12 protein-coding genes are annotated in these 12,184 nt (G+C 42.8%); 6 read left to right on the top strand and 6 right to left on the bottom strand.

Features of this window, described 5'->3' with window-relative positions; genetic code table 11:
- Nucleotides 1-4: 4 nt before the first annotated feature.
- Nucleotides 5-1,099 carry a Nif3-like dinuclear metal center hexameric protein gene (locus PY091_RS13130; RefSeq protein ID WP_275650118.1) on the top strand — a complete coding sequence of 365 codons (1,095 nt, stop codon included), beginning with the start codon at nucleotides 5-7 and terminating at the stop codon, nucleotides 1,097-1,099.
- A 5-nt stretch (nucleotides 1,100-1,104) separates the two neighbouring features.
- Nucleotides 1,105-1,884, top strand: coding sequence for a zinc ribbon domain-containing protein (locus PY091_RS13125; protein ID WP_275650117.1), 780 nt, complete (start codon nucleotides 1,105-1,107; stop codon nucleotides 1,882-1,884).
- 197 nt (nucleotides 1,885-2,081) lie between these two features.
- Here PY091_RS13125 and PY091_RS13120 read toward each other — a convergent pair whose 3' ends face one another.
- The gene (locus tag PY091_RS13120; protein ID WP_275650116.1) at nucleotides 2,082-3,428 is read right to left on the bottom strand and encodes an FAD-dependent oxidoreductase; all 1,347 of its coding nucleotides are present in this window, start codon (nucleotides 3,426-3,428) and stop codon (nucleotides 2,082-2,084) included.
- Between the two features lie 140 nt (nucleotides 3,429-3,568).
- Here PY091_RS13120 and PY091_RS13115 point away from each other — a divergent pair, with 140 nt between their 5' ends.
- Genes PY091_RS13115 through PY091_RS13105 form a run of 3 tightly spaced genes read left to right on the top strand, consistent with a single transcriptional unit; the run spans nucleotide 3,569 to nucleotide 6,542 of the window.
- Entirely contained in the window at nucleotides 3,569-3,718 is a 150-nt protein-coding gene (locus PY091_RS13115; protein ID WP_275650115.1) for a DUF2256 domain-containing protein, read from the top strand.
- Complete coding sequence (locus PY091_RS13110; protein WP_275650114.1) at nucleotides 3,708-5,006, top strand: DASH family cryptochrome; 1,299 nt, start codon at nucleotides 3,708-3,710, stop codon at nucleotides 5,004-5,006. The genes PY091_RS13115 and PY091_RS13110 overlap by 11 nt, the downstream gene beginning before the upstream one ends.
- Nucleotides 5,007-5,009: 3 nt before the next feature.
- A complete protein-coding gene (locus PY091_RS13105) occupies nucleotides 5,010-6,542 on the top strand; it encodes a cryptochrome/photolyase family protein (protein WP_275650113.1) in 1,533 nt (510 codons plus the stop codon).
- 135 nt (nucleotides 6,543-6,677) lie between these two features.
- On the opposite strand, the gene PY091_RS13100 is transcribed toward PY091_RS13105, so the two are convergent.
- The 4 genes from PY091_RS13100 to PY091_RS13085 all read right to left on the bottom strand — a co-directional run bounded on the left by PY091_RS13100 (nucleotide 6,678) and on the right by PY091_RS13085 (nucleotide 8,926).
- A complete protein-coding gene (locus PY091_RS13100) occupies nucleotides 6,678-7,226 on the bottom strand; it encodes a ClpP family protease (RefSeq protein WP_127138456.1) in 549 nt (182 codons plus the stop codon).
- Between the two features lie 76 nt (nucleotides 7,227-7,302).
- Nucleotides 7,303-8,130 carry a mechanosensitive ion channel family protein gene (locus tag PY091_RS13095; RefSeq protein ID WP_275650112.1) on the bottom strand — a complete coding sequence of 276 codons (828 nt, stop codon included), beginning with the start codon at nucleotides 8,128-8,130 and terminating at the stop codon, nucleotides 7,303-7,305.
- Between the two features lie 34 nt (nucleotides 8,131-8,164).
- A complete protein-coding gene (locus PY091_RS13090; protein WP_275650111.1) occupies nucleotides 8,165-8,353 on the bottom strand; it encodes a hypothetical protein in 189 nt (62 codons plus the stop codon).
- On the bottom strand, nucleotides 8,354-8,926 hold the full coding sequence (locus PY091_RS13085; protein WP_275650110.1) for an RNA polymerase sigma factor: 573 nt from the start codon (nucleotides 8,924-8,926) through the stop codon (nucleotides 8,354-8,356).
- Nucleotides 8,927-9,069: 143 nt separating this feature from the next.
- On the opposite strand from PY091_RS13085, the gene PY091_RS13080 reads away from it, so the two are divergent.
- Nucleotides 9,070-9,762: a hypothetical protein gene (locus PY091_RS13080; protein ID WP_275650109.1), complete on the top strand. Its 693-nt coding sequence runs from the start codon at nucleotides 9,070-9,072 to the stop codon at nucleotides 9,760-9,762.
- Between the two features lie 81 nt (nucleotides 9,763-9,843).
- Here PY091_RS13080 and PY091_RS13075 read toward each other — a convergent pair whose 3' ends face one another.
- On the bottom strand, nucleotides 9,844-11,961 hold the full coding sequence (locus PY091_RS13075; RefSeq protein WP_275650108.1) for an elongation factor G: 2,118 nt from the start codon (nucleotides 11,959-11,961) through the stop codon (nucleotides 9,844-9,846).
- Between the last annotated feature and the right edge of the window lie 223 nt (nucleotides 11,962-12,184).

The raw sequence follows: 12,184 nt of genomic DNA, 5'->3' as shown, positions 1-12,184 counted from the left end.
TAAAATGACCGTTAACGAGATAGCAAAAACACTGGAAGAACTTGCTCCATTGGCCCATGCCGAGGATTTTGACAATGTGGGCCTATTGGTGGGCGACCCAAAAATGAAAGTGGATGGCATCCTGGTAACCCTCGATACCTTGGAAAATGTAGTGGACGAGGCCATCGAAAAAAAGTGCAACCTTATCGTAAGCTTTCATCCCATCATTTTCAAAGGATTAAAAAGGTTGACCGGTAGCAACTATGTCGAGCGCGTTGTGCTGAAGGCCATAGCCAATAACATTGCCATTTACAGTATGCATACCGCATTGGACAACAGTAAAATGGGTGTGAATGCCAAAATTTGCGAGGTCCTGGGGATCCAAGATCCAGAAATCTTGATCCCAAGGGCAAAGAGCATCAAAAAGTTGACCACCTATGTTCCCAGAGCAGATGCCGAAAAAATTAAACTGGCACTCTTCGAAGCAGGGGCCGGGGATATCGGCAAATACAGCCACTGTAGCTATAGTTTGGAAGGGACGGGAAGTTTTAAAGCGGAGAACGGTGCCAATCCTACAGTGGGAACCGTAGGCGAGGTTCATTTTGAAAAAGAGACCCAGATCAATGTCATATTTTCCTTTGAAAAGGAGAAAAGCATTCTACGAGCGTTGTTCGAGTCGCACCCTTATGAAGAAATCGCCTATGAGGTCATCACCTTGGAAAACACCAACCAAGACATGGGAATGGGAATGATAGGCACCCTATCCACGCCCATTGAAGAAAAAGAATTCCTCAAATCGGTCAAACAAAGAATGAATGCTTCGGTTGTGAGGCATTCGGAACTACTTGGAAACAAAGTCAGTAAAGTCGCCGTACTGGGAGGAAGCGGAGCTTTTGCCATAGGTGCTGCCAAAAGATCGGGAGCCGATATCTACATCACGGCAGACCTTAAATATCACGATTTTTACCAAGCAGAAAAGCAACTGGTTGTTGCCGATATCGGGCACTTTGAAACTGAGCAGTTTACAAAAGATTTATTGGTTGATTATCTTACGAAAAAAATTCCTAATTTTGCAGTCTCTTTATCGGAGAGTATAACGAATCCCATCAAGTATTTATAAAATATATGGCGAACAAGAAAGAAAGCACTGTGGAGGAAAAGTTGAGAGCATTGTACGATTTACAGCTCATTGACTCCAGAGTGGATGAAATCCGCAATGTTAGAGGCGAATTGCCTTTGGAAGTACAGGACTTGGAAGATGAAGTTCTTGGTCTTAAAACAAGGTTGGACAAATTGAAAACGGATGTTGAGACGGTGAACTTTGAGATCACTGCCAAGAAAAATCTTATCGACGAGTCCAAAGCGCTTATCAAAAAATATAGCGAGCAACAGAAAAATGTAAGGAACAGCCGCGAGTTCAATTCCTTGACCAAGGAAGTGGAGTTCCAGGAGTTGGAGATTCAATTGGCCGAAAAGAACATCAAGGAGTTCAAGGCACAGATCGAGCAGAAAAAAGAAGTGATTTCCGCAACCAAGGAGAAATTGTCCGAGCGTGAAGGGCACCTGAAGCACAAGAAAGGTGAATTGGATGCCATTCTTGCCGAGACCGAGAAAGAAGAAAAAGCACTTTTGAAAAAGTCAGAGGAGTACGAAGACAAAATCGAAGAGCGTTTGATCAAGGCCTATAAAAGAATCCGTCATAATGTAAAGAACGGTTTGGCCGTTGTTCCCGTAGAGCGTGGAGCATCAGGTGGTTCGTTCTTCACCATTCCACCACAGGTTCAGGTAGAGATTGCATCTCGCAAAAAAATCATTACCGATGAGCACAGTGGAAGAATTTTGGTAGACCCTCTTTTGGCCGAGGAAGAGCAGGAAAGAATGGAAAAACTTTTTGCCAAAATCTAATTTCCATTGAAACAATAAATAAAAAAGGCCACCCAAAAAGGTGGCTTTTTTTATTCTTTGTTGTGAACTGAGTATAGCAATTGAGAAATCCAAATCAACGTCAATATGATTACTTCGATTATGCTCCGTAAACAACTTGCATTTCTTAAAAAATCTTACCCTAGATATCTATTATTAGGTCAAAATGGCAATTGCATCTAATTATCCAACAATCCAAGAATCATTTCCTCCACCTCCCTAGAGTCCCATTTTTCTTCGATATTTGGCAATTGCATCACCTGCTGCATAATTTCTTCCTGCCTATCGCCTATCGCCAGTGCTTCTGAATAAGGCCTATCCGAAAAAGTTACACGGCTGTAAACGGGAACCCACTTTTCGGGATGAAGGGCAGCAAAATGCTTTTCTATTTTTTTCTGCAACAAAAACTTGGGGTCTGCAGTTTTACTGCTCATTTCCATAAAGTTTCTATAGCTGAGTTCTGCAATCGCATCCGCATTGGGTTTCCTTTCTTCCTGATATTCGGAAAAAATCGTATCCCAATCATCCCCATGCTTTTCCATAAGTTGATTGAGCACATAAATATCTTCAAAGCCTGCATTCATGCCCTGCCCGTAAAAAGGGACAATGGCATGCGCCGAATCACCAACAAGCGCAACCTTGTTCCAGTAAGTCCAAGGATAGCATTTCATGGTGACCATCGCGCTGGTCGGATTATCAAAAAAGTCCTTGGTCAAATCTTCGATTACCTTACGGACATTGGGGAAGTACTTTTTGAAAAACTCCCTCGCGTCATCTTCTGTGGTCAAGCTTTCAAAAGACACCTCTCCTTCGAACGGTAAGAACAGGGTGCAGGTAAAGCTCCCATCAATATTGGGCATAGCAATGAGCATAAACTCACCTCGCGGCCAAATATGGAACGAATTTTTGTCCAATTTATGGGTCCCATCCTCATTGGCCGGAATGGTTAGTTCTTTATAACCTACATCAATAAAGTTTTGGGAATAATTGAACCTACTTCTACGCTGCATTTTATGACGAACACGAGAAAAAGCACCGTCACAACCAAAAATCAGGTCGTACTGATATTCCCTCCATTCGCTCTTTTCCGTCTCTCCAGTATAAATCTTGGCTTCTGGTAAATTAACGTCCCAGACCTTTTCATTGAATCGAAACTCAGCACCTTCTTCCTCTGCCAAATCGATCATACGTTTATTGAGCACCCCTCGCGAAATGGACCATATGGCCTCTCCGTCCTTTCCATATTTCTGAAAATACATGGGTTTGTCGTTCACATGCATCGCACGCTTATCCAATGGTATCGCAATATCCTTGATTCTATCCCCTATACCTACCTCATTTAGAGAACGCCAGCCCCTATTGCTCATGGCCAAGTTAATGGACCTACCTGAAAACTTGATGGTCCTGATATCCGGTCTTCTATCAAAAACGGTAACGGTATGCCCAATTCTTCGAAGGTATATTGCTAATAGGGAACCCACCAATCCGGAACCGATGATGGCTATATTTTTTGGAGTCTGTGCCATAAATGCCCTGTGGGCCAAATTCTGATTAGAGGGTAAAAATACGCATTTTACTCGTTAAAGTGTTCCGATGATTGGCTTTCACCACCATCAATCAATATTTTGTTTAATTTTTTACTATTTTTATTAAACAATAAATCAATTTGGCGCACAAGAAACCTCATCTACCCACAAAAACATGCCCTGTATGCAAAAGACCTTTTGCCTGGCGAAAAAAATGGGCCAGGGAATGGGAGCAGGTCATTTATTGTAGCGAACGATGCAGGAAAAATAAACATACCAATGGAAACTAATCTTATTTGGTTCGGAAATAACCTAAGGGTTCACGACAACGAAACATTGAAGCAGGCCTCTCGATCCGATAGATTGATTGCCGTATACTTTTTCGACCCAAGACATTTCTTGATCAATTCTTTCGGTTTTAAAAAAACGGAACGCTTCAGGGCTAAATTCTTGTTAGAGACAGTGCAACAGCTCAAGAATAATCTGGAAAAACTCAATATTACCTTACTGGTCTATCACGAAAAACCCGAAGATAGAATCCCCGAGCTGGTAGAGGAGTATAATATCAACCGAGTTTATCTTCAGAATGAATGGACTTCAGAAGAAAGCAAGGTGATCGATGAGGTTAAAAAGAGGGCTTCCAACTCCGTGATTCTTCACACAACATTCGACCAGTTCCTTTTTCATCCCAAGGACATTCCTTTTGAGTCCTTCGACCAAATCCCCCAAGTTTTCACCGTTTTCCGCAAAAAGTGCGAAAAGTATGTTCAGGTAAGACCCTGTCTTGATAAGCCAAGGGTGTTCCCTTTCGACAATCGAATCGAATCCGCACCGCATCTACCCACCTTGGAAAATCTAGGGTTCTCCAGCTTTGAAACCGACCATAGGTCCGCCTTCCCTTATTCGGGTGGCGAGAACAGCGCTTTGGAACGTATGGACCATTATTTTTGGGACACCAAAAAACTGGCCTATTATAAAAAAACCAGGAATGGACTTGTAGGCATCGATTACAGCTCTAAATTCTCACCTTGGTTGGCCAATGGTAGTATTTCTGCCCGAACAATCTATTGGGAGGTAAAGCGCTTTGAAGACGAAGTCAAGAAAAATCAAGATACCAATTGGTTGATATTTGAATTGATTTGGCGGGATTACTTTAAATATGTTTCCCTGAAGCATGGCAACCATATCTTTAAAATTGATGGTATTCTACAAAAGGAGTATGATTGGCACACGAACGAAGCTGCCAAAGAAGATTGGATCAATGGTAAAACAGCTGATGATTTTGTCAATGCCAATATGATAGAGCTTAAAAAAACAGGCTGGATGAGCAATCGCGGCAGACAGAACGTGGCCAGTTATTGGTCCAAACACCTGAAACAGGATTGGCGCATCGGTGCCTCTTATTTTGAAGCCATGCTCATTGACTACGATGTGCACAGTAACTGGGGCAATTGGATGTACAACAGTGGCGTGGGCAACGACCCGAGGGACCGTACTTTCAACACCAAAAGACAGGCGGAAATGTACGACCCCAATAAAAAATTCCAAAACCTTTGGCTCCAACCCACCTTATTCTAATTCATGAAAACTCTCAGACTTATATTAGGTGATCAGCTCAACCAATCCCATAGCTGGTTAAACCAAGTGGATGATGACCATGTATACCTCATGGCCGAAATGCGACAGGAAACCGATTACGTAAAGCACCACATCCAAAAAGTGGTCGGCTTTTTTTGTTCCATGCGGAATTTCGCAAACACACTGAAAGAGAAAGGGCATAATGTGATATACTTTAAAATCGGTGACCAAAACAATCCCCAGAACCTTCCCGACCTTATCAAGAAAACCATATCGGAGCACAACATCGAAAAATTTGAATATCAATTGCCAGACGAATACCGATTGGACCAACAGCTCCATGAAATTTGCGATTCCCTATCCATTCCCTCAGAAGCTTTTGACACGGAACACTTTTATACCAGCAGGGATGAGCTGAAAAATCATTTTAAGGGCAAGAAACAACTATTGATGGAAAGTTTTTATCGGATGATGCGAAAGAAACACAACATATTAATGGTAAACGATCAACCCGAAGGTGGGAAATGGAATTTTGACCAGAGTAACCGAAAAAAGTGGGACGGCTCTCCCAGCATACCCAAGGAACTTTCTTTTAACACCGATGTTACCGAACTACTGGAAGAAATCAAAAAAGCGGAAGTAAACACTTTTGGGAACATTGATGCCCAAAACTTTCCGTGGCCCACCTCCTACCAAGAATGCAAGGAGCTATTGGACTTTTTCTGTTCTAAACTGTTACTCCATTTCGGGGACTATCAAGATGCTTTGCATACCCAGGAAAAATATCTGTTCCATTCCCGTTTGTCCTTCGCCATGAACAGTAAAATGCTTTCGCCCAAGAAAGTCATCGACACCGTAGTCGACCATTATTATGAACACAAAAATGATATCGATATTTCACAAGTGGAGGGGTTTATTCGTCAGATATTGGGCTGGCGCGAATACATGCGGGGCGTGTATTGGAAGGAAATGCCCGGCTACGCTAAGCTGAACGAACTGGAGAACCATAATCCCCTACCGGATTTCTTCTGGACCGGAAAAACGAAAATGAACTGTCTGAACAAAGCCATCACTCAGAGTTTGGACGACGCTTATGCCCATCACATTCAGCGATTGATGGTCATTGGAAACTATGCCTTGCTGACCCAGGTAAACCCGGACGAAGTGGATGCTTGGTACCTAGGGGTTTACATCGACGCCATTGAATGGGTCGAGATTACCAATACAAGAGGGATGAGCCAGTTTGCAGATGGTGGATTGGTGGCGACGAAACCATATGTGAGCAGCGCCAATTACATCAATAAAATGGGTGATTATTGTAAGGAATGCTCCTATAGTCATACTGTTAAGTCGGGAGAAAACTCTTGCCCGTTCAATGCACTGTATTGGAATTTTTTAGAGGAAAAGAAATCGCATTTTAAGAACAACCAACGCATGTCGATGATGTTGAGTCTATTGGAAAAGAAAAGCAAGGAAGAGTTGGATGAGTTACAACAAAGGGCGCGCAAGATCATTGAGCATCCCGATAAATTTTGATTTTAACAATCCTTTAAAATCTATTGGCACCCAAATTGCCGTATATCATATAAAATATTCCGCTTCGGCGCCTATATATAAAAAGTCCTTCACAAACACTTGCGAAGGACTTTTCACTTTTTAAGAATTGTCGTCTTATTTCAAGATTTCATCCACGATTCCGTATTCCACGGATTCCTCGGCGCTCATCCAGTAGTCACGATCAAAATCCTTCATTACCTTGTCATAATCCTGTCCACAATTCTCAGAAAGAATTTTTGCACCCAATTCCTTGGTCTTGATAATTTCCCTGGCCTGGATCTCGATATTGGAAGCCTGTCCCCTTGCCCCACCACTTGGTTGATGGATCATGACACGGGCATGCGGCTGAATAAACCTTCTACCCTTTTCCCCTACCGAAAGAAGAATGGAACCCATAGAGGCTGCCAATCCGGAACATACCGTGGACACAGGACTCTTTATCTGCTTAATGGTATCGTAAATAGCAAAACCGGAGGTTACGTACCCACCTGGGCTATTTATGATCAATTGAATTTCTTTATTGTTCAACATGTCCAAATATAGCAACCTGTCGATTACGTGCTTTGCAGAATCATCATCTACTTGGCCCCACAAAAACACTTTGCGGTCTTCTAACAGTTTTTCTTGGATCAATTCCTGAACTTTTCCTTTTTTTGAACTCATTTTTTACGTGTTGTAAGACTTCAAAAATAATCAAATTCCAAGGAAGTTACCGCACATGTTTTGCACAATACTTCCTTTATGATTTTATCTGCACCTTTTGGGATACCACATCCTTGATGGGAATCACAAATTTCCCGTCCATGGTTTCCAGGGTAAGACTGTTGTTGTCTATGGCCTTGATGGTTCCTTCATCACCTCCGATCACGATTTTATCGCCCACCACATAGGTCTTTCGGGTGTAGAATGCCCTTAGGATATCTGCGACAATATCGCGCGACCCCAAACCAACGCCCAAGGCGAATGCCAAGAGAAAGGAGCCAAAAATCAGGGTGATATTATTGGTAATGATGGTCGTGTCCACACCGGCCTGGTTCAATGCGGTGATGGACATAAAAATGACAATCACGTAGAAAAACAAGTTGCTCACAATGTTGGAACCTCCAAATTCCAGGGAATCGAATAATCGCTTGATGGTCTTCTTTACAAAGTTCCCTATATAGAACCCTAGCATCAACAGAGCGAGTGCACTAAAGAATTTGGGCAAATAATGCAATAGGTTACCAATCTCCTTTGATATGATCTTCCAATCCAGGATATCCGCGGCAACAATAAGAAAGACCAGTATCAAAAACCATCGGACAAAGCCTAATATCACTTTTATGACATCTACATTAAGGTCCCCTTTTCCCGTAACATCCATACCATTGATCTTATCGTTGAGCATATCCACTTTGGCCAGTTTTAAGATCTTTTTTAAGAGGAAGAGTACAATTTTGATGATGATCCAACCTAAAACTAAAATAACGATCGCGCCCAAGATCTTGGGAAAGGCCAAGGCCATTTCTTTACCCATTCCGGATAGGGACTCCAGGGTCACATTTTTCCATTCATTAATAATCTCCATAGTTGTTGTTTATTTATAGTGTTCTGTTCGTTGATTAGTGATCTCCCATAGTTCTGAATAGCTTGCGCAAAGCACTTCCCAAATTAATAGAGAACAATGAAGCCATGTCCATGATCAACTTTGCCGCAGCAATGTCGTTCATCACCTTTTGCTTCATTTCGGGCGGTGCCTCGTGCAGGGAGGCCTCCAGCTCTTTGAATGGGTTTTTGTGTTTTTTTGCCATCTATTCCAGGGTGTTGTAGATTTCCAATAGTCGTTCCTTAGCTCTTTTAAGACGCATCTTCACCGCGCTCTCCCCGATATCCATCAAACCGACCAATTCTTTGATACTGGCCCCATCCTGATACTTGAGCAACAAAATGGATTTCTCTTCAGGGGAAATGAGCTCCAATGCCTTCTTAAGTTTGTCCGCTTTCATTTCATATAGACTCTCATCGGGCACTTCTTCGGTAAGCTTGTATTCGGAATTCTCAACCTGTACGGACTTATCACGTATCTTGAGTTGTTTGTTCCGGTTTACATAGTTCACGCAAAAATTATAGGTAAAAGAGTACAGCCAGGTAGAAAACTTCGATTTTCCCTTGAAAGTTCGAAGCTTGATAAATAGTTGGAGGAAGACATCCTGCGTTAAATCCTCCGCCTCGTCCTCGGATTTTGAAAATCCGTAGCATTTGTTGTACACCATTTTGGCATAGCGGTCGTACAACTTGCCAAAGAGCATAGGGTCGTTGTCCGCCACGATCTGTTTCACTAATTCCTCATCAGAAAGATGTACGTATAAGTCTTCCTTTTCCAAAAACGCTTTGTCGGGGTTACTTACAAGTATTAGAAACAGGTTTTTTAAAAAAGTCACTCCGGAAACAGATTTATTTGGTCAGGCTTTTTAAAATGGGGCGCAAAATAAGAGATTTTCCTAGTATATTTGATTAAAAACCAGACATGAAGACCAATTACCTCGTTACACTGCTCACTCTTATATTTTTTGTTGCCTGTAAAACGGAACCAAAAAAATCGGAAGAAACGGCCGCAGCTCCTGAAACTGAAAAATCCGTGCCTGAACTTATCGCGGATGCACATGGGTTTGATAATTGGAAAAATGTTGAAGAAATCACCTTTACCTTTAATGTGGACCGGGATTCCATGCATTTTGAACGTAGCTGGAACTGGGAACCCAAAAGCAATACGGTTACCGCAATTTCAGGACCCGACACCCTTACCTATAACCGGAACTCCATGGACAGCATTGCCTTAAAGACCAACAGTGGGTTCATCAATGATCGATACTGGCTGATGGCTCCGTTTAATTTAATGTGGGACTCCAACAACTATACTTACGAACATACGGAGGAGAGCACAGCTCCCATTAGTGGGGAGACCATGCAAAAACTCACCATTGTTTATGCCAACGAAGGTGGTTACACCCCCGGTGATGCTTACGACTTCTATTTTAAGGAAGATTACATTATTCGGGAATGGGCCTATCGCAAATCCAATCAAGAAGAGCCCAATTTGGTCTCCACTTGGGAAGATTATGTTGAAATGGAAGGGCTGCAACTAGCCCAACAGCATAACCGCCCTGAAGGAGGAACCAACCTTTATTTTACAGGACTTTCGGTAAGCAAGAAAGAATAGCATTGTGAATAAATAAAGCTGACAAAAGAAGTTTCACTCAGATTTCATTTGAGTGATAAAAATTCCGTTTCCAGTTTTAAATCATTTTTGACTTTCCTTTTCCTTTACGATTTTCTCCTGAATGTTTCCTGGAACGGGCTCAAATGCCGCAAAACTAGCGTGATAAGTTCCTTTACCCTGGGTAAGTGACCTTAGTTCGGTAGAATATCCGTAAAGCTCAGCTTCAGGGACAGAACACCGTAGAATCTGATACTTATCGGCACTTTCAATTCCCAAAATAACAGCTCGGCGCGATTGCAGGTCGGTCATGACCTGCCCAACAGTCTCTTCCGGAACTTTTACGTTAAGGTTTCGAATGGGTTCCAAAAGTTTGGGCCTGGCATTCAAAAATGCGGCCTTGAAAGCGTGCGCTCCCGCAATTTTAAAGGCAATATCATTGGAATCCACCGGGTGCATCTTACCATCATGGACCATGACTCGAACATCACGGATATAGGATTCGGTCAAAGGACCAGATTCCATAACTTCCAAAATCCCCTTTTTTATCGAAGGCAAAAACCGCAGATCGATAACACCGCCAACGATACAGTTATAAAAGACCAATTTACCGCCCCAGGGAAGTTCAACCTCCTCTTTGCCCCTTATGTTAAAGCCTTCGGGCTCGGCCATATCCTGGTACCAAGGCTCAATCTTCAAATGTACCTGCGCAAACTGACCGGCTCCTCCCGATTGTTTCTTATGGCGATAGCTGGCCGTTGCAGGTCGGGTTATGGTTTCGCGATACGCGATACGGGGCCGCGAAAAATCGGCCTTGACGCCATACCCGTTTTCCAAGGACCATTTGATAACCGATAGTTGCAACTCGCCTTGACAGGACAAAATCTGTTGCTTTAATTCATTGGAATAGGAAACCACCACCGTGGGATCTTCAAGGTGTATTTTTTTAAGGGCCTCCATCAATTTTTCCTCATCATGCTTATCAACAGCGGCCACTGCCTTTCGAGTACGGGCCTCAGGATATTGAATGGGCTTGATGGTAACCGGATGCCCTTCGACATGCAGCGTATCGTTGGTTTGGGTATGTTTTAGTTTGAGCGAGGCGCCAATATCACCTGTATTCAATTTTGAAACTGGCCTTCGTTCCTTGCCATCCATGATAAACAATTGGTTCAATGTCTCCGTTTCGCCGTTCCGGGCATTAATCAGCTTGTCGTTTGCCTTGAGTTCCCCGGATTTTACTTTAAAAAACGTGATCTGGCCCACATTTGGCAAAAATTCCGTCTTAAACACAAAAAGTACTGTAGGTTCTGAAGGCAGTGGCTTTACGGTTTTACCCTCCACGCTCTGCTCTGGTTTCAGGTCGGCTGCGGCCGGGGCCACATTATCGATAAAGCCCATAAGTCGGCCACTTCCCATATCCTGAAGGGCCGAAACACAGAAAACGGGAAAAAGTTCATGATTGAGCATCCCTTGTTTTATGCCTTGTCGCATTTCTTCTTCGCTCAAGGTTCCCTTCTCCACAAATAGCTCCAATAGGTCCATATCGTTTTCGGCGGCCTTTTCGACCAATTCGTTGTGCAATTGGTTCGCCAGTTCCTTTTGATTATCGGGGATGGGCAATTTTTCAGGTTTTCCGCCATCGGGACCAAATTTGTACAACTTCATCTTGAGCACATCCACGATGCACTGTGCCCCATCGATGACCAGGGGATATTGAATTTTCACGGCATTGGATCCCACAAGGGAACGGATTCCTTTAAAACTATCGTCGAAATTGGCATTGGGATGATCGATTTGATTGATGACAAAGACGGTGGGTTTGTTGTAACGGTCAATATAGTTCCAAATAATCTCTGTACCTATCTCCACACCATAACGGGCATTGATGACCGTCACGATGGAATCGGCCACACGAATGGAAGAAAGTATCTCTCCGATAAAATCGTCAAGTCCGGGGGTGTCGATAATATTGATCTTATAGTTGCGCCATTCGGTATGCACTGGAGTTGCAAAAATGGATGTCCCACGTTCGTGTTCTATATCATGGTGATCTGATACGGTATTTTTGTTCTCAACCGTTCCTCGACGATTGATCAGGCCCGCCTCGAACAACATTGTTTCGGCCAAAGTGGTTTTACCGCTTCCATGGGCACCTACAAATACTACATTCTTGATATGTTTGTCATCGTAAACTTTCATGATCGTTATTTGTTTTTTCAGTTCGCATCGTTAAAAGTAAAGCTGCGGACGAACAAAAAACATGACATTTATCCACGTTCATCAATAAACAAACAATAGTCCTAAACTTTGATCGGAACCTAAAAGCGCTATTGTATCAAAAGATAGTCAACGGAAAGAGAAATATGGGATAGAGCAACTTTGATTTATTTATTGTCCTTGAAAAGTTCAAGAAAACAACGAC

The sequence above is a fragment of the Flagellimonas okinawensis genome, from assembly GCF_029194005.1.
GTDB classification, from domain to species: domain Bacteria; phylum Bacteroidota; class Bacteroidia; order Flavobacteriales; family Flavobacteriaceae; genus Flagellimonas; species Flagellimonas okinawensis.
This window is presented reverse-complemented; position numbering and strand designations above follow the sequence as displayed.

Bases quoted from the DNA above. Each gene is read 5' to 3' on its own strand.
- PY091_RS13130 (WP_275650118.1), top strand. From the start codon at position 5: ATGACCGTTAACGAGATAGCAAAAACACTGGAAGAACTTGCTCCATTG.
- PY091_RS13125 (WP_275650117.1), top strand. From the start codon at position 1,105: ATGGCGAACAAGAAAGAAAGCACTGTGGAGGAAAAGTTGAGAGCATTG.
- PY091_RS13120 (WP_275650116.1), bottom strand. From the start codon at position 3,428: ATGGCACAGACTCCAAAAAATATAGCCATCATCGGTTCCGGATTGGTG.
- PY091_RS13110 (WP_275650114.1), top strand. From the start codon at position 3,708: ATGGAAACTAATCTTATTTGGTTCGGAAATAACCTAAGGGTTCACGAC.
- PY091_RS13105 (WP_275650113.1), top strand. From the start codon at position 5,010: ATGAAAACTCTCAGACTTATATTAGGTGATCAGCTCAACCAATCCCAT.
- PY091_RS13100 (WP_127138456.1), bottom strand. From the start codon at position 7,226: ATGAGTTCAAAAAAAGGAAAAGTTCAGGAATTGATCCAAGAAAAACTG.
- PY091_RS13095 (WP_275650112.1), bottom strand. From the start codon at position 8,130: ATGGAGATTATTAATGAATGGAAAAATGTGACCCTGGAGTCCCTATCC.
- PY091_RS13090 (WP_275650111.1), bottom strand. From the start codon at position 8,353: ATGGCAAAAAAACACAAAAACCCATTCAAAGAGCTGGAGGCCTCCCTG.
- PY091_RS13080 (WP_275650109.1), top strand. From the start codon at position 9,070: ATGAAGACCAATTACCTCGTTACACTGCTCACTCTTATATTTTTTGTT.
- PY091_RS13075 (WP_275650108.1), bottom strand. From the start codon at position 11,961: ATGAAAGTTTACGATGACAAACATATCAAGAATGTAGTATTTGTAGGT.